The sequence below is a fragment of the Salinivibrio sp. YCSC6 genome (genome assembly GCF_004916735.1).
Taxonomy (GTDB): Bacteria; Pseudomonadota; Gammaproteobacteria; order Enterobacterales; family Vibrionaceae; genus Salinivibrio; species Salinivibrio proteolyticus.
Genome location: NZ_CP039516.1, coordinates 2,519,492 through 2,540,397, shown reverse-complemented (window position 1 = coordinate 2,540,397; position 20,906 = coordinate 2,519,492). Strand labels below are relative to the sequence as shown.

Here is a 20,906-nt window from a genome sequence, read left to right as displayed (position 1 = left end):
TTATGCGGCAGCGTTAACAAAGAGATAGCCTTGATAGGCGATATAACACATCAAAAAGATCGACCCTTCAATGCGATTGATACTGCGTGATTTGCCTAATGCGAAGATAAGTAGCATCACAGAGAGAACGAGCATGATGTAGTAATCCCGCCCCATTGCAAATTCACTGATTGGTGATGGGTTGAGCAAGCCTGGGATCCCCATCACCGCCAAGATATTAAACACGTTCGAGCCGATAATATTGCCGACAGCGAGATCGTCTTCCCCTTTCATCACGCCGGCAATCGAGGCGGCGAGTTCGGGCAGGCTGGTGCCGATAGCAATGATGGTTAAGCCAATCACCAAGTCGCTCATACCAAAGTATTGGGCAATGGTGACTGCCGAGTCGACCACTTGATCGGACGACAGCAAGAGCAAAGGCAGACCGATTAAAATCCACATGACCGCTTTTAGATTACTGACATCTTGCGGAATGTCCGATTCCTGATCCGCCAGCATAGGATCGGTCCCGCCTGAGTCTTTGCCAATTTTGATCATGGCAAGGATAAACACCACGAATAAGACCAACAGACCCACGCCTTCGAAAAAGCCGAGGTGGTTGTTCCACAAAAGGGCGCCGGCGAGCAAGGTGACCGCCAACATTAATGGTAGTTCGCGGCGCAAAATGATAGAGCTAATCGACAAAGGCTTAATCAGGGCGGTAAAGCCAAGAATGAGGGCAATGTTGGCAATGTTTGACCCTAAAACATTCCCCACTGCGGTGTCGGTTTTATCCGCGAGCGCGGCATTGGCCGATACCATCATTTCAGGCGCGGAAGAGCCCATGGCCAGAATCGTCATGCCGATCACAAGAGGAGAGACGCCGTAGTTTTTCGCGATCGCGGCCGCACCGAACACGAGTCGGTCAGCACTCCAAACCAGTAACACTAATCCCACAATAAGTATGGCAACCGCTTCTACCATGACACCTGTCCTTTGCGTTTTTTAATTGGCGTAAATGAGGTGCAATTCTGACGGCTAACGTGGCAAATGTGAAGCGAAAAGCCCCCACCATCGCCGTGAATGCGTCGCTTTTCATTCATGAACGGGAACTCGTTGGCACTTTTTCGGTCCATATAGGCCATTCTTCCTCGCTGAGCGGGTGAATGGCTATACTGCCATTATCAGGGCTATATCACGTCCTATCAGGCAGGGAGCGGGCGTTGCTTGTGTTAGCATAGGGGACGCCTTATTATCAGCCACTTAATTTTTATCCTATCTAACCATGAGAATGCGGCAATGGCAGCACAGAGCCTGATAGATATTAACGGGATGACATTCTCACGGGGCAGCCGGTGCATTTTCGATCATATTGATTTGCAGGTGCCGCGTGGTCAGGTGACCGCCATCATGGGACCATCTGGCATCGGTAAAACAACCCTATTACGTTTGATTGCTGGCCAGCTAAAGCCTGATGCCGGCGACATTGTTTTTGATGGCCACAATATTCCCACCTTAGGGCGTCGTCGTTTATTTGATGTGCGCCAACGGATGAGCATGTTGTTTCAATCTGGCGCCTTGTTCACCGATATGTCGGTGTTTGACAATGTGGCCTTTCCCTTGCGTGAGCACACGCAGTTGGATGAATCCCTCATTCATACCATTGTGATGTTGAAGCTTGAGGCGGTAGGACTTCGCGGGGCGGCCGCGTTAATGCCCAGTGATCTCTCTGGGGGGATGGCCCGCCGTGCCGCACTGGCGCGTGCCATTGCCCTCGACCCAGAACTGATTTTGTTTGATGAGCCGTTTGTGGGGCAGGACCCTATTACCATGGGAGTCTTGGTCACCTTGATTCGTCAGCTTAACCAAGCCTTGGGCCTGACCTGCGTGGTGGTGTCCCACGATGTGCCTGAAGTGATGAGCATCGCGGACAAGGTCTATCTGTTGGCAGACAGCCGGATCATCGCCAGTGGCACCCCGCAATCGCTGCGTGATAATCAAGATCCTTGGGTCAAACAATTCCTCGAAGGGCACGCAGATGGCCCTGTACCATTCCGCTATCCTGCGGGTCAGCTAGAGCAGGAGATTTACCGGTGATAAAAACGCAGATTGCGGATGTGGGTCGCCGCGCGATGGGCGTGGCCGAGTCGATGGGACGCGCCACCTTTGTGATGACCGGCGCGCTGGTGGGCAAACCACAGCCGAGCAAGACTTTTCCGCTCTTGATTAAACAGCTTTACTCGGTGGGCGTTCGCTCATTGGCGATCATCATCGTATCTGGCCTATTCATTGGCATGGTGTTGAGTTTGCAAGGCTATTTAGTGTTGTCCGACTTTGGTGCGGAAACCAGCCTTGGACAAATGGTCGCCTTGTCGCTGTTACGCGAATTAGGTCCGGTAGTAACGGCACTGCTGTTTGCCGGACGGGCTGGCTCAGCGCTGACCGCGGAAATTGGTCTGATGAAAGCCACCGAGCAGCTATCCAGCTTAGAGATGATGGCGGTTGACCCGCTTCGCCGCGTGATCGCACCGCGCTTCTGGGCCGGTGTGATTGCGATGCCGTTGTTGGCGGTGATCTTTATGCTGGTGGGTATCTGGGGCGGTGAGCTCGTCGGGGTAGACTGGAAAGGCATCGACCACGGTAGTTTCTGGTCTGTGATGCAAGCATCGGTCGATTTGGGTTATGACGTTGGCAACGCACTGATCAAAAGTGTGGTATTTGCTATCGCAGTGACTTGGATTGCCCTGTTTAACGGTTACGATGCCACGCCGACCTCGGAAGGTATCAGCCGCGCCACCACACGCACTGTGGTGCACTCTTCATTGGCCGTACTTGGCCTTGACTTTGTCCTTACTGCACTCATGTTTGGGAATTAATCATGCAACAGAGTCGAAAAACAGAATTTTGGGTAGGCTGCTTTGTCATCGCAGGGATTGCAGCATTATTGGTGTTGGCGTTCCAGGTAGCGGATGTTCAACGTTGGGGACGAGCGGATACCTACACCTTAACCGCAGAATTTGACAATATTGGTGGCCTGAAAGTGCGCTCACCGGTCAAAGTCGGGGGCGTGACCGTGGGGCAGGTGACGGCTATCTCGCTGGATGCAGAAACCTATGTGCCAAAAGTCACCCTACAGATTAACAGCAGTGCGGGATATTTCCCTGAGTCGAGCTCAGCGTCGATTTACACCGCAGGCTTACTCGGTGAGCAGTACATTGGTATTACGCCTGGGTTTGTCGATGAAGCATTGGGCATTGGCTACCTTGAAGACGGCGGTAAGTTAGAAGACACCAAATCTGCGTTGGTACTCGAGGACTTGATTGGACAGTTCTTGTATAGCGTGGGCGATAAGGAGTAATCAGATGAAAAAGGTTTTGATCACACTGTCATCAGCGCTGATCGTGTTTGTCGCCAGTGTCAGTTCGTTTGTGCATGCCAGTGAGCCGGTGGACCAAACTAACCCCTACCGGTTGATTGAGCAAGTGGCTGACAACACCTTTACTCGCCTGCGTAAAGATCGCACCTTGTTCCGCGCCGATCCGGATTTGCTGCGTGACGTAGTCAAAGACGAACTACTGCCCTATATCCACACCCGCTATGCGGCGTCGTTGGTGCTAGGTGCGCAGCATTATCGCCAAGCCACCCCCGAACAGCGTGATGCATTCACCGAGGCATTCACCGAATACATGATTGCCTCCTACGCACAAATCCTGCTCGAGTACGACAACCAAGATGTCAACGTGCAACGTGACCAAGCCATTGGTGATGACGACAAGATTGTTAAAGTGCGCGTGGATATCACCGATTCCTCACGTCCGCCGATTCGCCTTGATTTCAGCCTGCGTAAAAATACTCGGACAGGAAATTGGCAAGCCTATGACGTAACGGCGGAAGGGGTGAGTATGATCCAATCTAAACAATCAGAGTGGAAAGCGCCGCTGCGTCGTGATGGCATTGATTCTGTGATTGAACAGCTCAAAGAGCTGGCAGCAAAACCGATTCGTCGCGAGGATAAACAGAAACAGGGCGAGTCATGAGTGTCGAGTTAACTACCAGCGGCGGACAGCATTACCACTTGTCAGGACGGTTAGATCGTGACACAGTGCCCGCTTTTTGGCGCCAGCGTAGCCAGTGGCTACCCAATGATTCGGCGCTGAGCCTGGATTTAAGCGGGCTATCTCGCGTCGACTCTGCCGGCATGGCCATGTTGTTGCACTTGGATAAAGCCTTGAAAGATAAAGGTCAGACCGTGCGCTACAGTGGCATGCCAGAGCAGCTCAAACTGTTGTTGACGCTAAGCAACATCGAGGCATTTTTTGACGATGCTGAGCATCAAGAAGGGGTTTAAACGTGGAAGCGAGCGAAGTTAAAGCCATTTTAGACGCGGCTCTGTCACTAGACGAGCTGCACGTGAAAGGCGACGGAAGCCACTTTGAAGTGGTTGCCGTGGCAGAGATGTTCGACGGGATGTCGCGTGTGAAAAAACAGCAAACCATCTACGGTCCGCTGATGGAGCACATTGCGCGTAACGATATTCATGCTGTGAGCATTAAAGCGATGACCCCCGCAGAGTGGGCGCGCGATAAAAAGCTGATGCAGTTGTAAGAGGGTCAGATGCAAAAGTTTCGAGTGACGGGCAATGGCCCGCTTAAAGGTGACGTGGCCATTTCCGGCGCGAAAAATGCAGCTCTCCCTATTTTATTTGCTTCACTGTTGGCTGAAGAGCCTGTTGAAGTGGCCAATGTGCCTAAACTGCGCGATATCGATACCACTATGGCGCTATTATCGCGCCTTGGGGCAAAAGTCAGCCGCAATGGCTCTGTCCATGTCGATGCTAGCGATATCACGGAACTGTGTGCCCCCTATGACCTGGTTAAAACCATGCGAGCGTCGATTTGGGCGCTCGGCCCTTTGGTCGCACGTTTCGGAAAAGGGGAAGTGTCTTTACCCGGTGGGTGTGCGATTGGTGCCCGTCCGGTAGATTTGCACATTAACGGCTTAGAGCAACTTGGCGCCACCATCACACTCGATGAAGGCTATGTGCGTGCCACCGTCGATGGTCGTCTAAAAGGCGCCCACATTGTGATGGATAAAGTCAGCGTGGGTGCTACCGTCACTGTGATGTGTGCTGCCACCTTGGCAGAAGGCACGACCGTGATTGAAAACGCCGCCCGCGAGCCAGAAATCGTGGATACGGCGAAATTCCTCAATACCCTTGGGGCGAAAGTCAAAGGCGCAGGCACCGACCGGATTGAAATTGAAGGGGTTGAACGTCTTGGCGGCGGCGTACATGCGGTGGTTGCTGATCGGATTGAAACCGGGACCTTCTTGGTGGCCGCGGCGGTTTCAGGCGGCCATATTGTCTGTCGCAATACCTCACCGGATCTACTCGAAGCCGTGCTTCATAAATTAGAAGAAGCTGGCGCTAAGGTCACCACAGGCGATGACTTTATCGAGTTGGATATGACCGGTCGCGAACTGAAAGCGGTGAATGTACGTACCGCGCCGCATCCGGGCTTCCCAACCGACATGCAAGCACAGTTTACCTTGCTGAACTTGGTGGCAAAAGGGACCGGGATTATTACCGAAACCATCTTCGAGAATCGCTTTATGCATGTGCCTGAACTGCAACGTATGGGTGCACATGCAGAAATAGAAGGCAACACTGTGGTGTGTGGTGATTGCGATAGCCTCAGTGGCGCGCAAGTGATGGCCACCGATCTGCGTGCCTCGGCAAGCTTAGTGATTGCTGGATGCATTGCCAAAGGCGAAACCGTGGTGGATCGCATTTATCATATCGATCGCGGTTATGAGCGTATCGAAGATAAACTGCAAGCGCTAGGCGCGAAAATCGAGCGTATTGACGGCGAGTAAGCGCGTCGTGCGATAGATTAACGAAAAAACGCCAGCCTTGATGGGGCTGGCGTTTTTGTCTTTGTGAGGCGTCAGCGTGTGCTAACGATGCGTTGCCGTCGACTATTCGCCGCTGTCTGGCTCGTTCCCGACCGTCACCGGCAGGGTTAAACTCTCCCCATCGCGGATAAGGGTAATCGAAAGCGTTGTGCCAGGACGCGCATCGGTGACAATATCCATTGCCCCACGGGCGCCTTTAACCGGTTTATCATTAATTTTAATGATCAAATCTTGCGGCTGAATTCCCGCCTTTTCTGCCGGCCCGCCTTTATCCATGTCCGCCACCATGACACCGCGCTGTTGCTCGGCATCAAGCAAGCGCGCCATCACTGGATTGACGTCACGACCATCGATACCAATGTAGCCTCGGATCACGCGCCCATCAGCAATCAGTTTGTTCATGATTTTTTCGGTTAAGCGATAGGGAATGGCAAAGGAAATCCCGTAGGTTTCCAGATCGGTTGCCTGCTGAAACGAAGCTGTGTTGATCCCCACCAGCTCACCGCGGCTGTTCACCAACGCGCCGCCGGAATTCCCACGGTTAATCGCGGCATCGGTTTGCAGAAAGTCTTGGCGGCCATAAAAGCTCATCCCAGTGCGGCCCGTGGCGGAGATAATGCCGTAAGTGGTGGTTTGTCCGAGGTTATACGGGTTACCAATCGCAAGAACGGTATCGCCAACGGCAGGTTGATAGTCTTGGTTGACCGGGATCACGGGTAAGTTTTCAGCTGGAACTTTCAGCACCGCCAGATCCGTGCGTTGATCTTTACCGACCATTTGCGCGGTAAAAATACGGCCGTCTTGCAGGGCAACAATCACCTGATCCGCTTTGGCGACGACATGATAATTGGTGACCACATAGCCTTTGGCGCTCATGATCACGCCTGAGCCAAGTCCTTGGGTATTGAGCTGCAAACGGTCGCCGCGAACGTAATTGCGGGTATAAATATTCACCACCGCGGGAGAGGCGCGCTTGACCGCATAACTGAATGAAACCAGTTCAGGCTGTTGGACCTCATCAAAATCGGGCAAGGATGAAACACTAAAAAGGCCTGAGCGTAGATCAGGCACCGCAACCAAAATTAGGGCGGCAGTGAATAAGCCAATAAGCGTGGAGCGAACCAATAGTGCCAGCATAAATAATGCTATCCTCAACGAAGCCAACTGCGAGGCTAGAGGATAGCATTGCAACAATCGTTTGTGGAAATGCTAAGCGGTGAGCTTTGTACAAAAAATGCCTGCCAAGTGGCAGGCATTGTGCGTACTGCAAAGGCGGGATTAACGGATCACTAAATACAAGGAGCCGTTGTCTCGGGCGATATTCAGAGCCAGCACATTCGGCTTGTCTTCCAAAATCTTACGTAAATCACCGAGGTTTTCGACCTTATGTCGGTTCACCCCGACAATCACATCTCCTTCGCGCAGCCCGTAGCGCGCCGCCAAAGACCCTTCTGCGACCGCAGCGACTTCTACACCGGCAGGATCGCCATCATGGTTTTTCAGCTCAGCGCCTTTCAACGCCTTATGCAGGTCATCGGCTTTGGCTTGCGTCTGGCTCGCTTCTTTCAGCGTGGTTTTGGCCGTGATGGTTTCGCCATCTCGGATCACACCCAGCTCAACGTCTTTGCCTGCGCCCAAGGTCGCGATTTTTGCGCGTAGCTCGCCAAAGGTACGGATACTCTTACCGTTGACCGAAACAATAATGTCGCCGGCTTTTAAGCCAGCCTCTTCGGCGGCAGAGTCCGGCATCACTTGGCTTACAAACGCACCATGTTTGGTGGCAAGGCCAAATGCATCTGCCAACTCAGAGGTCAGCTCACGGCCGGTCACGCCCAGCATGCCGCGGCGTACCGAGCCATATTCGAGAATTTGGTCGACCAAGCTTTTCGCCATGTTGGCTGGGATGGCAAAACCAATCCCGACGTTACCGCCATTGGGGCCTAAAATCGCGGTGTTGATACCAATCAGCTCACCATTTAGGTTGACCAAAGCGCCGCCGGAGTTACCGCTGTTAATCGCGGCATCGGTTTGAATAAAGTTTTCAAAGTTTTCTAAATTCAAACCACTGCGTCCGAGCGCAGAGATAATCCCTGAGGTAACGGTTTGCCCCAGTCCAAAGGGGTTACCAATCGCGACGGCAAAATCACCGACGCGTAGTGCGTCTGAATTAGCCAGTTTGATTGCGGTGAGGTTTTTCGCAGCGTCATCCAGTTGCAGCAGGGCAATGTCTGACATCTCATCGCTGCCAATTAGACGAGCGTCATATTCGCGGCCGTCTTGCAGCTGGACGCGAATTTGGTCGGCGTCGTCAATCACATGATGGTTGGTAACAATGTAGCCTTTGTCCGCATCGATAATGACGCCAGAGCCTAACCCGCGGAATGGGCGCTCTTGGACTTGCTCAGAAGGCATGTTGGGGCCAAAGAAAAAACGAAACGCTTCAGGAACACGTTGTTTCGAAACTTTATTACCCTCGACAGCGATACTGACCACGGCAGGAGAAACTTTCTCAAGCATTGGCGCCAAGCTAGGCATGGTTTGACCGCTCACCGCTTGAGGAAGTGCCGCATGGCTAGGAAGAGGAGAAAATGCCGCGCCAAGGGTCAACGCGGCAACACTAATCGCTAGTAAAGACTTTTTCATCATAGACTCACTCCGATTGTCCGAGTATGGATAAGAGTGGGGCCTATCTTAAAAAGTTCAATCCTTGATCAACTCACGCGCGACTTTTCTTCCCCTTTCAATAGCCCAGAGCCAGTGTCAGAGTAATCGCGTGGCGGTTGGTCGCTGTCAGTGTTTTCTTTAATCTCGGTGATCTTGCCCAAGCGCTTCGCAAAAGGATTATCTTGCTCGGGTAAATTAGGCATCAGATCGGAAGACGTTTTTGCCATATGCTGATACAGCTTGCTGTAATCCTTCGAGATGGTATCGAGCAGGTCAGCACTTTGGGCGAAATGATCGACCAATTCTTGGCGATATTGCTCCAGCTCGTAACGTGACTTTTCCAGCTCCCTTTTTAAATCTTTTTGTTGTTTGAGGTCACGCGTAGTCATGCGGGCTATTAAAAAGCCAACCGCTACGCCGATGATGAGAAAGATCAGGCTATTAATCCAGGCCATAACTGCTCCTTGTAGTCACAAGTTGACCAACCACAGATACCATTTTCCCGCCTAAAAAGACAAGCGAAACGCGTCTGCTTGCTTCAACTTTAGCGCACTATATTGAGAAAGGTGAAGGTTGGTGATTGCTGCTCACTATACATGGCAATCGTCTGACGTGGTACTATCAAGGCAGGCGAATAACACGAGGCTTTCAAGGAATGACGCCGCTCGAACATTATAATAACGATCTGAACCAAAACGATTTTATCGAAGACCCCGCACAGCGCATGGCCGTTGAGAAACTCGATGCGCTCTATCACCGCTTACTGCACACACCTGTGGCTGCGCCTAAGCCAGACAAGCGTGCATGGCTGCCATGGCGTAAATCGACTCCTGAGCCGGTTACACCGGTCAAAGGGCTCTATTTTTGGGGCGGTGTCGGACGCGGTAAAACCTATCTGATGGATACCTTTTTCCATGCGCTGCCCTTTGAAAACAAAATGCGCATGCACTTTCACCGGTTTATGCATCGGGTACACCAAGAGTTAAAAGTGCTGGATGGCGAGGCCGATCCGCTTTGGCAAATCGCGGATAAATTTGCCCAAGAGACGCGCGTTTTGTGTTTCGATGAATTTTTTGTCTCTGATATCACTGATGCGATGATCCTCGGCACCTTAATGGAAGCCCTGTTTGCACGCGGTATTACGCTGGTGGCCACGTCAAACATTGTGCCAGATGAGTTATATCGCAACGGCCTTCAGCGACAGCGGTTTTTACCTGCGATCGATTTAATCAATCAGCATTGCGAGGTGGTGAACGTTGACTCAGGGGTGGATTATCGTCTTCGCACCCTCACGCAAGCAGACATTTTTCATCATCCCTTGGGAGACAGTGCCCGTGCCAAAATGGACGACTACTTTCGTAAGCTCAATGGCGAGGGTGGGGTGCGCGATGATGTGATTGACGTGAACCACCGCGCGCTGCAAACCATCGAAAATGGTGATGGTGTCGCGCATTTTAGTTTTGCTGAGCTGTGTCAGTCCGCACGTAGCCAAACCGACTATATGGAATTGGCGCGTTTGTATCACACGGTATTGCTGGCCGATATGCCACAACTTCAGGCTAATCAAGAAGATGCTGCCCGCCGTTTTATTGCCCTAGTGGATGAATTTTACGAACGTAACGTTAAGCTGATCATTTCTGCAGCGGTGCCGATGGACAGCCTGTATGCGGGCGAGCGATTACGGTTCGAATTTGAGCGCTGCCAGTCACGTCTTATCGAGATGCAAAGCCACGAATACCTTGCATTGGCGCACTTACCATAGGCTGTCGCGCGCCTGTTGGCGCTTTGCGCATCAAGCGATTGCTAAACAATAACCAGTTGCGCATTTTGGTGGGATTTTTTTTGAAAAAGAGGTGATTTTTTCTCCACTCTTCCCTATAATCCCGCAACCCACCGTTACTGTTGAAAGGCTTAGGCCGAGGGTACCACCACTCGAAGGGGTGTTGTATGGACTCTTAACAGTGGGAGCTTCGGCTCCTTAAGTGAAACTTATTAAATCGGGTAATCATTAGCATGAAAACTTTCGTTGCTAAACCAGAAACTGTAAAACGCGACTGGTACGTTGTAGACGCTGAAGGCAAAACTCTGGGCCGTCTGGCTACTGAAATTGCATCTCGTCTGCGTGGTAAGCACAAACCAGAATACACCCCTCACGTTGACACCGGTGACTACATCGTTGTTATCAACGCTGAGAAAGTTACTGTAACTGGCCGCAAAGCGTCTGACAAAATGTACTACAGCCACACTGGCTACATTGGTGGCATTAAGTCAATCAGCTTTGAGAAGCTGATCGCGCAAAAACCTGAGCTGGTTATTGAGAAAGCCGTTAAAGGCATGCTGCCTCGCGGTCCTCTAGGTCGTGCGATGTACCGTAAACTGAAAGTTTACGCGGGTTCTGAGCACAAGCACGCGGCACAACAACCGCAAGTACTAGACATCTAAGAGGAATATAGCAATGGCAGAACAATACTACGGCACTGGTCGTCGCAAAAGCTCCGCAGCTCGTGTATTCATCAAGCCGGGCAGCGGTAACATCGAGATCAACAAGCGTTCTCTGGACACTTACTTTGGTCGCGAAACTGCTCGCATGGTTGTTCGTCAGCCACTAGAGTTGGTTGAGATGATCGACAAGCTAGACCTGTACATCACCGTTTCTGGTGGTGGTATCTCTGGTCAAGCGGGCGCTATCCGTCACGGTATCACTCGTGCACTGATGGAATATGATGAGTCTCTACGTCCTGCACTACGTGCAGCTGGCTTCGTGACTCGTGACGCGCGTAAAGTTGAGCGTAAAAAAGTGGGTCTGCGCAAAGCACGTCGTCGCCCACAATTCTCGAAGCGTTAATTTACGCCCGAGCAATATTTGCCTCAAAAAGCCTGGTGGTTACACCGGGCTTTTTTTATCTTTGCACCAAACGGCTTACAAATATATTTCCTTTCAAAACAGCGTATAAGCACGCATTTTCCAACATTTCTATTACCCTTTCCTTAATTCTGTGCACACCGCTCACATTTGTTACAAAAAGGTAGCTTTATCTTGTCAAAAAGTAGGGTTTTCTCTATCATCTAGCCGACGTAATAGCAGCTAAGATTTAATCGAACTGATCCCGGTCAGCCGTTATTACATATTCGTTTTTGAGTTAGCCGTACGCTCCATGGACGCAAAGGACACAATAAAAATCCAAGCGGGAGCACATGGGAGAATGTTGGATGAGCAATGCGCCAGTGAATACCGGCCGACGCCGTTTCCTGACTGCGACGACGTCAGTTGTTGGCGGTTTAGGGGCCGTAGCAGTTGCCGTGCCTTTTATTAAGTCCTGGAACCCAAGCGCCAAAGCAAAGGCCGCGGGTGCGCCAGTTGAAGTCGATATCAGTAAACTGCAAGACGGCCAGATGATCCGCGTCGAATGGCGAGGAAAGCCTGTATGGGTGGTCCGTCGCAGCCAAGCAATACTCGAAGAGTTGTCTACGTTTGAAGACAGACTTCGTGACCCCGCGTCTGAGCAACCTCAGCAGCCAGGGTATGCAACCAATCAAACCCGTTCTATTAAGCCAGAAATCTTTGTTGCGGTTGGTATTTGTACCCACCTTGGTTGTTCACCAACCTATTTGCCAGACAGCTTTAGCGAGCAGGTAAGTGGGGTGAAAGCCGGGTTCTTCTGCCCGTGCCACGGTTCCAAGTTTGATATGGCCGGACGCGTATTCCAAAGTGTTCCAGCGCCACTTAACTTGGTAGTGCCGCCTTATATGTTCTTGGACGACAAGCGCATAATCGTGGGACAAGATGAGGGGAATGCGTAATGGAAAATTTCCTGAACTGGGTTGAAAAACGTATTCCAGCGATGAATGCGTACCGTAAACACATGACCGAATACCCTATGCCGAAGAACTTTAACTTCTGGTATATGTTCGGTGTGTTGGCCATGATTGTTTTGGTTAACCAAATTCTTACAGGGATTTGGCTAACCATGAACTATGTACCGTCAGCAGAAGGCGCGTTTGCGTCGGTTGAATACATCATGCGTGATGTGGAGTACGGCTGGCTGCTTCGTTATATGCACTCCACTGGGGCCTCAGCCTTTTTCGTGGTGGTGTACCTGCACATGTTCCGCGGGTTAATTTACGGCTCGTACCAAAAGCCTCGTGAACTGCTGTGGCTGTTCGGTATGTTGATTTTCTTGGTGCTAATGGCTGAAGCCTTTATGGGCTATCTGCTGCCATGGGGTCAGATGTCATATTGGGGCGCGCAGGTTATTATTTCACTGTTTGGTGCCATTCCGGTTATCGGTGACGACCTCACCCTGTGGATTCGTGGTGACTACGTCGTCTCTGGCGCAACACTGAACCGCTTCTTTGCGCTGCACGTCATTGCGTTGCCAATTGTGCTGCTGTTGCTTGTTGTGCTTCACGTACTGGCACTGCACGAAGTGGGCTCAAACAACCCAGACGGTATTGATACCAAACTGCCAAAAGGCAAGATGGGCGACGATTACCAGTCACAGTTTAAGTTCCACCCTGACTACACCAAGAAATATGACATCCTCGATTCGATCCCTTTCCACCCTTACGGGACGGTGAAAGATCTGATTGGTATCGGTGTGTTCGGCATCTTGTTTGCCTACGTCATTTTCTTTAACCCTGAAATGGGCGGCTATTTCCTTGAGCCACCTAACTTTGAAGCGGCGAACCCGCTGAAGACACCTGAGCACATTGCCCCGGTTTGGTACTTCACGCCTTTCTATGCGATTTTGCGTGCGATTCCAGACAAACTGATTGGGGTTATCGCCATGGGTGCATCGATTGTGGTGCTGTTCTTGTTGCCATGGCTTGACCGCTGTCGCGTGCGTTCATACCGCTACCGCAGCAAGTTGCACTTGGCGAACATTGTGCAATTCGTGATTGCCTTTATCGCTCTGGGCATTCTCGGTGCGTTGCCTGCGACGCCAACTTATACCTTGCTGGCGCAGATCTTCAGCTTCTGTTACTTCATGTTCTTCGTGCTGTTGTTCTTCTACAGCAAAAATGAAGCAACAAAACCGCTACCAGAGAGGGTGACATTCAAATGAAAAAATGGATTGTAATGTTATGCGCGCTGTTGCCCTCTTTGGCGATGGCCGCCGGTGGTAATGTTCATTTGGACGATGCCAACAACGACTTAACGGACAAAGCCTCATTGCAACGTGGTGCCAAGCTGTTTATGAACTACTGCTTTGGTTGTCACGCCACGCAATATCAGCGCTATCAGCGTGTGGCAGACGATCTGAATATCCCGAAAGACTTGATGGAAGATAATCTCATCTTCGATAAAAACGCCAAGTACGGGGATTTGATGAAAAACGCCATGTCGCAAGAATCTGGCGGCCAGTACTTTGGTGCGCCGGCACCTGACCTAACGTTGGTCGCGCGAGTGCGTGGTGTGGATTGGCTATACACCTATTTACGCTCGTTTTATGTTGACCCTTCTCGTCCATTTGGCGTGAACAACGTGGTTTTCCCGAACGTCGGTATGCCCCATGTATTGGAAGAGCTGCAAGGGACACCGCGTAAAGTTTACGAGCAACGTATGGTTGACGGTAAAATGGTTGAAGAGTTCGTTGGCCTCGAATCTGACGGCAATGGCGAGCTCAGCTCCGGCGAGTACGACAATGCCGTGCGTGATCTGGTTAACTTCCTTGAGTATGCCGGCGAACCTGTGAAGTTAGAGCGCCAGCAACTAGGTTGGTGGGTGATTGGCTTCTTCGTGATATTCCTTATTTTGGGTTACCTACTCAAGAAAGAATATTGGCGCGATGTGCACTGATCGGTTAATCTAGTGTGTTGCTAATCCGCAATGGGGACGCTTTGTCCCCATTGCTTTCTATTGATATTGAACATCCTGGAGGGGTTGATGGCTGTTGCTGCCAATAAACGCTCGGTGATGACGTTATTCTCTGACGCATCTGATCTCTATAGTCATCAGGTACGCATCGTCCTCGCAGAGAAAGGTGTCAGTGTAGAAATTGAGTTGGTAGATCCGAACAATCTGCCAGAGGACTTGGTTGATCTGAATCCTTATAACTCTGTTCCGACCTTGGTGGACCGTGAACTTGCGTTGTATAACGCAGACATCATCATGGAATACTTGGATGAGCGTTTCCCTCACCCGCCATTGATGCCAGTTTACCCTGTTGCGCGTGCGCAAAGCCGTTTGATGATGTATCGCATCAAACGTAACTGGTATACCTTGGTTGAAAAGATCAGCCACGGTAGTGCTGATGAGGCCGACAAGGCACGTAAACAACTGCGCGAAGAGCTACTGGCACTGGCGCCTGTGTTTGCGGAAAGCCCGTACTTCTTGAGTGAAGAGTTTAGCCTTGTTGATTGCTATCTTGCACCACTGCTGTGGCGTTTGCCTGTTCTGGGCATTGAGCTGGCAGGCCCAGGCTCTAAAGAAGTCAAAGACTACATGACGCGTCTGTTTGAGCGTGATTCATTTCTCGCCTCACTGACAGAAGCTGAACGTGAAATGCGACTAACGGGTCAATAATGTCTACATCAGAATTCTCGATGACACCACGCCGCCCTTATTTGGTGCGTGCTTTTTATGATTGGTTACTCGATAACGAGCTCACTCCGCACATGGTTGTTGATGCAACCTTGCCGGGCGTGCAGGTACCGTTTGATTATGTCAAAGACGGTCAAATCGTTCTCAATATCGCGCCACGCGCGGTCGGTAACCTTGAGCTGGGTAACGAGTTCGTCAGTTTCAATGCCCGCTTTGGCGGACGGCCACAACAGGTCAATGTACCGATGGCGGCCGTGATGGCATTGTATGCTCGCGAAAACGGCGCCGGCACCATGTTTGAAATGGAGCCTGCGTATGCCTCGCCAGAAGATGAAGAGATGGTATCGGGAGCCTTTGATGAACTGAATATCGATGATGACGAGCCATCGCTTGTGTCGGTCGATAGCGTAGACGATCCGGAAGCGTTGCCACAAGCCGAAGAGGATGAGATCCCAGCCGCCCCGGCGAAAAAAGGGAAACCGACCCTGACTGTGGTGAAATAACCGATCTCATCGCTGTTTATTGAAACAGTCTGATCGCTTGATTAGAAAAGCCAGCATTAAGCTGGCTTTTTGTTGCCCTTGATATTCCTCACCAAGGGCTAGTCGGCACGGATAACGAGTGCTTAGTGATTTTCGGTCATGATCTCGCGAGAGAAGACCTTTTCACAGTATTTGCAGCGCAGTTTGACATCTTGCTGCTCAGTTAACACTCGAAAGCTACTGACCACTGCAGGCTCACCGTGCGTGATACAGTTACTGTTCGGACAGCGGAACACGCCTCGAATCACCTCTGGTAATGTCAGCGGCAGCTTGGCGACCACTTGATACTCTTCGATTTGATTCACCGTCGCTTGTGGCGCATAAAGTGCCAGCTGGCTGGCTTGATCTTCGCTGATCACCACGTTTTCAATTTTGATCAAATCCTTGCTGCCGAGCGCGGAAGAGGGCAAGTTCAAGCCAATGGTGATCCGTTCTTCACTGCCATGCATTTGAAAGAGGTTGAGGATCTTAAAGCCAATGTGCGCTGGAATATGGTCAATCACAGTGCCGTTGCGAATCGCTTCTACTTGTAGTTTGCTATCAGTGTTCATTAGGCGACTCCTTCCACTTGTTCATTTAACACCAAGGCCAATAGTGCTTCGCGCGCGTAGACGCCATTTTCGGCTTGCTCAAAGTAATACGCATGCGGGGTTTTATCGACATCCACGGTAATCTCATCCACTCGTGGCAGTGGGTGCATCACTTTCATATTGGGTTTCGCATCACGCAACATCGCAGCGTTTAGGATAAACGCAGCTTTGATATGGGCGTATTCTGACTCATCGAAGCGCTCTTTTTGCACACGGGTCATGTACAGAACATCCAACTCAGGCACCACTTCTTCAATACTGCTATGCAGGCTGTAAGGGTGGCCCGCCGCAGTGAGCTCATCGAGCAAATACTCGGGCATGGCGAGCGCATCGGGGGCGATATAAAAGAAACGGTTCCCTTCAAACTTGGACAAGGCTTGAGTAAGGGAGTGCACGGTACGGCCATACTTCAGATCGCCGACCATGGCAATGTTGAGGTTATCCAGACGACCTTGGGTTTCATAAATGGAGAATAAATCCAGCAAGGTTTGGGTCGGGTGCTGATTGGCGCCGTCGCCGCCATTCACCACAGGCACACCTTCCGAAAACTCTGAGGCCAAACGGGCCGCGCCTTCTTTTGGATGACGCATCACAAAGCCATCCACATATGATGAAATCACACGCACCGAGTCAGCCAAGGTTTCACCCTTTTTACCTGATGAGGTATTGCCGCCATCGGGAAAGCCAATCACCGAGCCGCCTAGGCGTTGAATGGCCGTTTCAAACGACAAGCGTGTGCGGGTGGAGGCTTCAAAGAAGCAGCTGGCAATCACCTTGTTTTTTAGCAGCGTCGGGTTAGGGCGTGCCTTGAGTTCGCCCGCCGTGGCAACGATTAACTCCAGCTCGTCGCGGCTGAGCTCGGGAATGGAAATAATGTGTTTGTTATACAGGGTATTGGCCATAACGCGAGTCCCTTTCTTTGCAGTGTGCTACAGGCAAAAAAAAACCTCCGAAACGGAGGTTTTTACGATCACGACCAATGCGGGTGCTGTCCCCCTGAGGGGCGGATAGCGCGCTGTTTGTGGGTGGAATAACAAACATATCGACTGGCCGTGTAATGAAATCTGGCCGAATTATACGCGCCTTTTTGTGGGGTGCAAGCAAAAGTGCAATCGTTTACGCCTGTGGTTTTACGAGTGTGGCGACCATCACAGCCTTGATGGTATGCATGCGATTCTCTGCCTGATCAAAGACGATCGACTGCGCAGATTCAAACACCTCTTCAGTCACTTCTAGGCCATTTAATCCATATTGCTCAGCCACTTGCTTGCCCACTTGGGTCTCATCATTATGGAACGCGGGCAGGCAGTGCATAAATTTCACCTGAGGGTTTTGTGTCGCTTGCATCAAGGCTGGGGTGACTTGATAAGGCGTAAGCGCGGCCACGCGTTGTGCCCATGCCGACTCGGGCTCGCCCATCGATACCCAAATATCTGTATACACAAAATCACAGCCTTCCACCGCGGCAGTCTCTTCACTTAAGGTGATCGACGCGCCAGTGCTGGCGGCAATATCTTGGCAACGCGCAACCAAACTTTCTTCGGGCCAATAAGCTTTGGGTCCAATCAGGCGTACATCCATTCCCATTTTAGCGGCCCCAACCAGCAAGGAATTGCCCATGTTATTGCGCGCATCCCCCAAATAGGCAAAGGCGATTTGATTAAGCGGCTTGTCACTGTGCTCTTGCATGGTGAGCAGATCAGCAAGGACTTGGGTGGGGTGAAAGGTATCCGTTAGTCCATTCCAAACCGGCACGCCCGCGTATGCTGCCAAGGTTTCCACTACACCTTGCCCAAAACCGCGATACTGAATGCCATCGTACATTCTTCCCAGCACGCGCGCGGTATCTTTGATGGTTTCCTTATGACCAATTTGCGTACCGCTTGGGCCGAGATAGGTCACTTGTACGCCTTGATCAAACGCAGCTACCTCAAAGGCGCAACGCGTTCGCGTCGAGGTTTTCTCAAAAATCAGCGCAATATTCTTACCCTTTAGACGGGCAACTTCTTCACCATTGGCCTTCGCCGCTTTTAACATCGCAGCGTCGTCCACCAAATCTTGGATCTGCGACGGGGACAGATCTAACAGAGTGAGCAGTGAGTGTTGGTAGAGGTTGCTTTTCATATCTATCCCTTTTTATGGCTTATTTGTGAATATAAAGCCAATAAAAATGTTTAATTATTCTTTTTGATAGTAAGGGGAGAGACGATGAGATGCAAGCCTATTGCCCCACGCAAGCGCAACATGTTGACCAAAAATCTATCATTCTGATGTTTTTCTGACCGGGAGGGGGCTTTTTAAACGACAGCTGACACGCTTAAAAAACCGGCGACAAACTCTGCGCGCCTTTTACCAACCTATAGCGTCTCAATGACAGAACACCGCTGGCATCGCGAGATACTGATTTTGTCCTCAAGGGCAACGACAAAAACGAAGGAGAAAGTGATGAAAGCACACAACAAAGCACTCACCCTAAGCGCATTAATGATGATGGTTGGCCTAGCCGGCCCTGCGATGGCAAACGATGAGCCAATGCAGCCAGCAAACGGACAGCCTGCTGTGACCTGCCCAGACGGAAGCACCGACTGTGATACCCAGCCGATGCCAGAAGAAGACAACAGCACTTGGCCTGCTGAAGAAGAGAACACTTGGCCCGCCGACGACACTAGCCAAGACCCTGCGATGCAGTAAGGCGAAGACAACCTAAGTAAGCAAAGCGTGAGTGCCGCCACATTGGCGGCGCTTGTTTTGGTTTTACCGCGCTAAGTGCTCAAAAAGCATACTGAATTCACCCCCCTTACAGCTAGACACCCTGTCGGGCATCCCCTATAATCCCAACCCACTCGGCCCCTTAGCTCAGTGGTTAGAGCAGTCGACTCATAATCGATTGGTCCCCAGTTCAAGTCTGGGAGGGGCCACCAGTTATAGCGAGGCGTAGCAGGTTAGTACCTACTACGCCTTTTTTGTACCTGCTGATTTTTAGTCAAACACTTAGTCAAACAAGAACGCACTACTCTTGCTGTTTCGCATCAAAATAAATCAGGTGACAAATCGATAGCTCAAAACGCTAGATTAGGGGAGAGGAATAGAAAAAGCCCCAATAGCTGCGTTTGCAAGGGCTCCGATTGCCCAAGGAGCGCACCTTCCATCAGGGCTTAAATTCGTTGGTGACAGCAGTAACACTACTCAGTGTTGACAGCTTATGAGCATAAACGCTTACTACGTGAACACAAATGGCATATAGCCGATGATCCTCCGAGAGGATTGTGCGAACTATAGAAACTATAGAAAAAGTCCCAATGGCTGCGTCGGCTTGGGCTCCAATTGCCCAAGGGGTGCTCCTTCCATCGGGACCGATCCACAAAACTAGTGCCGCAATTAAGTCTTGTCAATCGAGACTGGTCTGGAATTTATTTGAGGTGACTATTTATTGAGATAGGGCTGATGTCCGCTAATCTAACCTTTCGCTTTGCCAAAGCCCACCTTTATATCCATATCACAAAACCTGTGCCATCTAACATTTTAGATAACAGCGCACGAAAACCCACACACGGCTTGATACACTCATCTACAAATCTGCCAATACGATGGCGTGTTAGGTGCCGACAACTGATCGGCGGTAGCATGGCTAACCACTGGATGCTTGACCAGCTTATCTGCTAGATAGAGCCAAAAGCGTGCGCGTTTATCCGTGATAGATTCACACTATCGCAGAACGGATGACAAAAAGAGTTTATTAGTCAGGTATTTACAGGCTCACGCTTGGGGATAGTGTGAATACCAGAATAGAGATAGGTGGTATGCACACTTTCGCGGACGAGTAGTATCCATTAGAGGTGAGAAATTATATTGGTAACAGACAGTTAGGTGGGCAAGAGTGCGTATAACGGTTTTGGGAAATCGTGCGTGCGCACTAATACAATGTTAGCTCTTATAGATGATAAAGATCGAATTATGAAAAATGGCTATGTTTATATTCTGACAAATGCTTCTATGCCAGATCTTATAAAGATTGGTAAAACTGCAAGGGACTCTCGTGAGCGAGCCAAAGAGCTATCAAAGACATCCGTGCCAACACCCTTTAAAGTAGCATTCGAATTATTTTCGTTTGACTATGATGTGCTAGAGAAAAACATTCATAGCGAACTGTCCGATTTCAGGGTAAATCCCAACAGAGAGTTTTTCCGATACCCGCTAGATAAAGCAATCGCGCTGCTACAGGAGTTAAATAGCACTCAAGATCGGGAAGATGAGTTTGAGGCTGTAGATATAACTGATTTATTGTTACAGAAATATCCTGATCACTTGCAAGATGAAATTGTGTCGGTAAGAATCGTACAACCAAAAGAGCGAGTTTGGTTAGAAATTACTACTGAAAAAACGTCTCGTGATGGTTTTATGGTGGATCAGACCATAAAAAGGGAAGATTTGGCCTTTATTACTGACGGTAGCCATGATGACGGTTTGTTTTTTAAACGCGAAGATCATGTTCAGGTGAATGCTAGGAAGTTTGTAAATGAATTCGACCCGTACTCTATAATCATGACTACCGAATTATTTAAAGAAGAGTACTGTCATAAAATTGATAAAGAGTACCGTGCCAGCAAAGGTCGGAGCTAACAAAGTGCTGCTAGGGACAAACCTACGCTGCGCTCCGGCTTGCCCTAGAGCACG

General features: G+C 50.5%; 24 protein-coding genes and 1 tRNA gene. 18 read left to right on the top strand and 7 right to left on the bottom strand.

The genetic code is table 11. The annotated features are described in order from the left end of the window. The gene (locus E8E00_RS11755; RefSeq protein ID WP_069588117.1) at positions 1 to 963 is read right to left on the bottom strand and encodes a calcium/sodium antiporter; all 963 of its coding nucleotides are present in this window, start codon (positions 961 to 963) and stop codon (positions 1 to 3) included. Between the two features lie 315 nt (positions 964 to 1,278). Between E8E00_RS11755 and mlaF the strand changes: the two genes are divergently transcribed. From mlaF to murA, 7 genes are read left to right on the top strand one after another with little or no spacing between them, the layout of a single operon-like run. Beyond that, the gene (gene mlaF, locus E8E00_RS11750) at positions 1,279 to 2,076 is read left to right on the top strand and encodes a phospholipid ABC transporter ATP-binding protein MlaF (protein WP_077456374.1); all 798 of its coding nucleotides are present in this window, start codon (positions 1,279 to 1,281) and stop codon (positions 2,074 to 2,076) included. Next, a complete protein-coding gene (gene mlaE, locus E8E00_RS11745) occupies positions 2,076 to 2,855 on the top strand; it encodes a lipid asymmetry maintenance ABC transporter permease subunit MlaE (RefSeq protein WP_175418646.1) in 780 nt (259 codons plus the stop codon). The genes mlaF and mlaE overlap by 1 nt, the downstream gene beginning before the upstream one ends. Before the next feature lie 2 nt (positions 2,856 to 2,857). Beyond that, the gene (mlaD, locus tag E8E00_RS11740; protein ID WP_069588113.1) at positions 2,858 to 3,337 is read left to right on the top strand and encodes an outer membrane lipid asymmetry maintenance protein MlaD; all 480 of its coding nucleotides are present in this window, start codon (positions 2,858 to 2,860) and stop codon (positions 3,335 to 3,337) included. Positions 3,338 to 3,341: 4 nt separating this feature from the next. Next, positions 3,342 to 4,016 carry a phospholipid-binding protein MlaC gene (mlaC, locus tag E8E00_RS11735; RefSeq protein WP_077479453.1) on the top strand — a complete coding sequence of 225 codons (675 nt, stop codon included), beginning with the start codon at positions 3,342 to 3,344 and terminating at the stop codon, positions 4,014 to 4,016. Further along, entirely contained in the window at positions 4,013 to 4,327 is a 315-nt protein-coding gene (locus E8E00_RS11730) for a lipid asymmetry maintenance protein MlaB (protein ID WP_096630718.1), read from the top strand. Before mlaC ends, E8E00_RS11730 begins: the two co-directional genes overlap by 4 nt. A 2-nt stretch (positions 4,328 to 4,329) precedes the next feature. After that, positions 4,330 to 4,584 (top strand): BolA family iron metabolism protein IbaG, encoded by a 255-nt coding sequence (ibaG, locus tag E8E00_RS11725; protein ID WP_077456380.1) that lies wholly within the window; start codon positions 4,330 to 4,332, stop codon positions 4,582 to 4,584. A gap of 9 nt (positions 4,585 to 4,593) precedes the next feature. After that, positions 4,594 to 5,853: a UDP-N-acetylglucosamine 1-carboxyvinyltransferase gene (gene murA / locus E8E00_RS11720; protein WP_077456382.1), complete on the top strand. Its 1,260-nt coding sequence runs from the start codon at positions 4,594 to 4,596 to the stop codon at positions 5,851 to 5,853. Positions 5,854 to 5,955: 102 nt separating this feature from the next. Here the strand turns inward: murA and degS are convergent, their stop codons facing one another. The 3 genes from degS to zapG form a co-directional block, all read right to left on the bottom strand. Further along, complete coding sequence (gene degS, locus E8E00_RS11715) at positions 5,956 to 7,029, bottom strand: outer membrane-stress sensor serine endopeptidase DegS (RefSeq protein ID WP_069588104.1); 1,074 nt, start codon at positions 7,027 to 7,029, stop codon at positions 5,956 to 5,958. 141 nt (positions 7,030 to 7,170) lie between these two features. Continuing rightward, positions 7,171 to 8,535, bottom strand: coding sequence for a Do family serine endopeptidase (locus E8E00_RS11710; protein WP_096630720.1), 1,365 nt, complete (start codon positions 8,533 to 8,535; stop codon positions 7,171 to 7,173). A gap of 68 nt (positions 8,536 to 8,603) precedes the next feature. Next, the gene (gene zapG / locus E8E00_RS11705; RefSeq protein ID WP_096630723.1) at positions 8,604 to 9,011 is read right to left on the bottom strand and encodes a Z-ring associated protein ZapG; all 408 of its coding nucleotides are present in this window, start codon (positions 9,009 to 9,011) and stop codon (positions 8,604 to 8,606) included. Positions 9,012 to 9,211: 200 nt separating this feature from the next. On the opposite strand from zapG, the gene zapE reads away from it, so the two are divergent. The 8 genes from zapE (at position 9,212) to sspB (ending at position 15,603) form a co-directional block, all read left to right on the top strand. Then, the gene (gene zapE, locus E8E00_RS11700; RefSeq protein WP_096630725.1) at positions 9,212 to 10,318 is read left to right on the top strand and encodes a cell division protein ZapE; all 1,107 of its coding nucleotides are present in this window, start codon (positions 9,212 to 9,214) and stop codon (positions 10,316 to 10,318) included. A 251-nt stretch (positions 10,319 to 10,569) separates the two neighbouring features. Next, a complete protein-coding gene (rplM, locus tag E8E00_RS11695; RefSeq protein WP_096630727.1) occupies positions 10,570 to 10,998 on the top strand; it encodes a 50S ribosomal protein L13 in 429 nt (142 codons plus the stop codon). A gap of 13 nt (positions 10,999 to 11,011) precedes the next feature. Continuing rightward, the gene (rpsI, locus tag E8E00_RS11690) at positions 11,012 to 11,401 is read left to right on the top strand and encodes a 30S ribosomal protein S9 (protein WP_069588094.1); all 390 of its coding nucleotides are present in this window, start codon (positions 11,012 to 11,014) and stop codon (positions 11,399 to 11,401) included. A gap of 365 nt (positions 11,402 to 11,766) precedes the next feature. Next, positions 11,767 to 12,357: a ubiquinol-cytochrome c reductase iron-sulfur subunit gene (gene petA, locus E8E00_RS11685; protein ID WP_077676375.1), complete on the top strand. Its 591-nt coding sequence runs from the start codon at positions 11,767 to 11,769 to the stop codon at positions 12,355 to 12,357. Then, positions 12,357 to 13,622 carry a cytochrome bc complex cytochrome b subunit gene (locus E8E00_RS11680; RefSeq protein ID WP_077456390.1) on the top strand — a complete coding sequence of 422 codons (1,266 nt, stop codon included), beginning with the start codon at positions 12,357 to 12,359 and terminating at the stop codon, positions 13,620 to 13,622. The genes petA and E8E00_RS11680 overlap by 1 nt, the downstream gene beginning before the upstream one ends. Next, positions 13,619 to 14,356: a cytochrome c1 gene (locus tag E8E00_RS11675; protein ID WP_096630730.1), complete on the top strand. Its 738-nt coding sequence runs from the start codon at positions 13,619 to 13,621 to the stop codon at positions 14,354 to 14,356. Before E8E00_RS11680 ends, E8E00_RS11675 begins: the two co-directional genes overlap by 4 nt. An 87-nt stretch (positions 14,357 to 14,443) precedes the next feature. Beyond that, entirely contained in the window at positions 14,444 to 15,082 is a 639-nt protein-coding gene (gene sspA, locus E8E00_RS11670; RefSeq protein ID WP_069588088.1) for a stringent starvation protein SspA, read from the top strand. Further along, positions 15,082 to 15,603, top strand: a complete 522-nt coding sequence (gene sspB, locus E8E00_RS11665; RefSeq protein ID WP_096630732.1) for a ClpXP protease specificity-enhancing factor — start codon at positions 15,082 to 15,084, stop codon at positions 15,601 to 15,603. The genes sspA and sspB overlap by 1 nt, the downstream gene beginning before the upstream one ends. 122 nt (positions 15,604 to 15,725) lie before the next feature. On the opposite strand, the gene pyrI is transcribed toward sspB, so the two are convergent. The 3 genes from pyrI to argF form a co-directional block, all read right to left on the bottom strand. Further along, complete coding sequence (pyrI, locus tag E8E00_RS11660) at positions 15,726 to 16,193, bottom strand: aspartate carbamoyltransferase regulatory subunit (protein WP_096630735.1); 468 nt, start codon at positions 16,191 to 16,193, stop codon at positions 15,726 to 15,728. Further along, entirely contained in the window at positions 16,193 to 17,134 is a 942-nt protein-coding gene (gene pyrB, locus E8E00_RS11655; RefSeq protein ID WP_069589975.1) for an aspartate carbamoyltransferase, read from the bottom strand. Before pyrB ends, pyrI begins: the two co-directional genes overlap by 1 nt. A 214-nt stretch (positions 17,135 to 17,348) precedes the next feature. Beyond that, the gene (gene argF, locus E8E00_RS11650; protein ID WP_096630738.1) at positions 17,349 to 18,356 is read right to left on the bottom strand and encodes an ornithine carbamoyltransferase; all 1,008 of its coding nucleotides are present in this window, start codon (positions 18,354 to 18,356) and stop codon (positions 17,349 to 17,351) included. Positions 18,357 to 18,677: 321 nt separating this feature from the next. Here argF and E8E00_RS11645 point away from each other — a divergent pair, with 321 nt between their 5' ends. The 3 genes from E8E00_RS11645 to E8E00_RS11635 all read left to right on the top strand — a co-directional run bounded on the left by E8E00_RS11645 (position 18,678) and on the right by E8E00_RS11635 (position 20,852). After that, positions 18,678 to 18,923, top strand: a complete 246-nt coding sequence (locus E8E00_RS11645) for a hypothetical protein (protein WP_069589970.1) — start codon at positions 18,678 to 18,680, stop codon at positions 18,921 to 18,923. A gap of 154 nt (positions 18,924 to 19,077) precedes the next feature. Beyond that, a tRNA-Ile gene (locus E8E00_RS11640) sits at positions 19,078 to 19,153 on the top strand. 1,033 nt (positions 19,154 to 20,186) lie between these two features. Continuing rightward, positions 20,187 to 20,852, top strand: coding sequence for a GIY-YIG nuclease family protein (locus E8E00_RS11635; protein WP_096630741.1), 666 nt, complete (start codon positions 20,187 to 20,189; stop codon positions 20,850 to 20,852). Positions 20,853 to 20,906: the final 54 nt, after the last annotated feature.

What these genes read in the sequence shown, in the direction of transcription:
- rpsI (WP_069588094.1), top strand. Translation starts at nt 11,012, where the DNA reads ATGGCAGAACAATACTACGGCACTGGTCGTCGCAAAAGCTCCGCAGCT.
- mlaD (WP_069588113.1), top strand. Translation starts at nt 2,858, where the DNA reads ATGCAACAGAGTCGAAAAACAGAATTTTGGGTAGGCTGCTTTGTCATC.
- E8E00_RS11710 (WP_096630720.1), bottom strand. Translation starts at nt 8,535, where the DNA reads ATGAAAAAGTCTTTACTAGCGATTAGTGTTGCCGCGTTGACCCTTGGC.
- pyrI (WP_096630735.1), bottom strand. Translation starts at nt 16,193, where the DNA reads ATGAACACTGATAGCAAACTACAAGTAGAAGCGATTCGCAACGGCACT.
- petA (WP_077676375.1), top strand. Translation starts at nt 11,767, where the DNA reads ATGAGCAATGCGCCAGTGAATACCGGCCGACGCCGTTTCCTGACTGCG.
- sspA (WP_069588088.1), top strand. Translation starts at nt 14,444, where the DNA reads ATGGCTGTTGCTGCCAATAAACGCTCGGTGATGACGTTATTCTCTGAC.
- rplM (WP_096630727.1), top strand. Translation starts at nt 10,570, where the DNA reads ATGAAAACTTTCGTTGCTAAACCAGAAACTGTAAAACGCGACTGGTAC.
- E8E00_RS11680 (WP_077456390.1), top strand. Translation starts at nt 12,357, where the DNA reads ATGGAAAATTTCCTGAACTGGGTTGAAAAACGTATTCCAGCGATGAAT.
- murA (WP_077456382.1), top strand. Translation starts at nt 4,594, where the DNA reads ATGCAAAAGTTTCGAGTGACGGGCAATGGCCCGCTTAAAGGTGACGTG.
- mlaC (WP_077479453.1), top strand. Translation starts at nt 3,342, where the DNA reads ATGAAAAAGGTTTTGATCACACTGTCATCAGCGCTGATCGTGTTTGTC.
- E8E00_RS11635 (WP_096630741.1), top strand. Translation starts at nt 20,187, where the DNA reads ATGAAAAATGGCTATGTTTATATTCTGACAAATGCTTCTATGCCAGAT.
- degS (WP_069588104.1), bottom strand. Translation starts at nt 7,029, where the DNA reads ATGCTGGCACTATTGGTTCGCTCCACGCTTATTGGCTTATTCACTGCC.
- E8E00_RS11755 (WP_069588117.1), bottom strand. Translation starts at nt 963, where the DNA reads ATGGTAGAAGCGGTTGCCATACTTATTGTGGGATTAGTGTTACTGGTT.
- pyrB (WP_069589975.1), bottom strand. Translation starts at nt 17,134, where the DNA reads ATGGCCAATACCCTGTATAACAAACACATTATTTCCATTCCCGAGCTC.
- mlaF (WP_077456374.1), top strand. Translation starts at nt 1,279, where the DNA reads ATGGCAGCACAGAGCCTGATAGATATTAACGGGATGACATTCTCACGG.
- E8E00_RS11675 (WP_096630730.1), top strand. Translation starts at nt 13,619, where the DNA reads ATGAAAAAATGGATTGTAATGTTATGCGCGCTGTTGCCCTCTTTGGCG.
- sspB (WP_096630732.1), top strand. Translation starts at nt 15,082, where the DNA reads ATGTCTACATCAGAATTCTCGATGACACCACGCCGCCCTTATTTGGTG.
- E8E00_RS11645 (WP_069589970.1), top strand. Translation starts at nt 18,678, where the DNA reads ATGAAAGCACACAACAAAGCACTCACCCTAAGCGCATTAATGATGATG.
- zapE (WP_096630725.1), top strand. Translation starts at nt 9,212, where the DNA reads ATGACGCCGCTCGAACATTATAATAACGATCTGAACCAAAACGATTTT.
- zapG (WP_096630723.1), bottom strand. Translation starts at nt 9,011, where the DNA reads ATGGCCTGGATTAATAGCCTGATCTTTCTCATCATCGGCGTAGCGGTT.
- E8E00_RS11730 (WP_096630718.1), top strand. Translation starts at nt 4,013, where the DNA reads ATGAGTGTCGAGTTAACTACCAGCGGCGGACAGCATTACCACTTGTCA.
- argF (WP_096630738.1), bottom strand. Translation starts at nt 18,356, where the DNA reads ATGAAAAGCAACCTCTACCAACACTCACTGCTCACTCTGTTAGATCTG.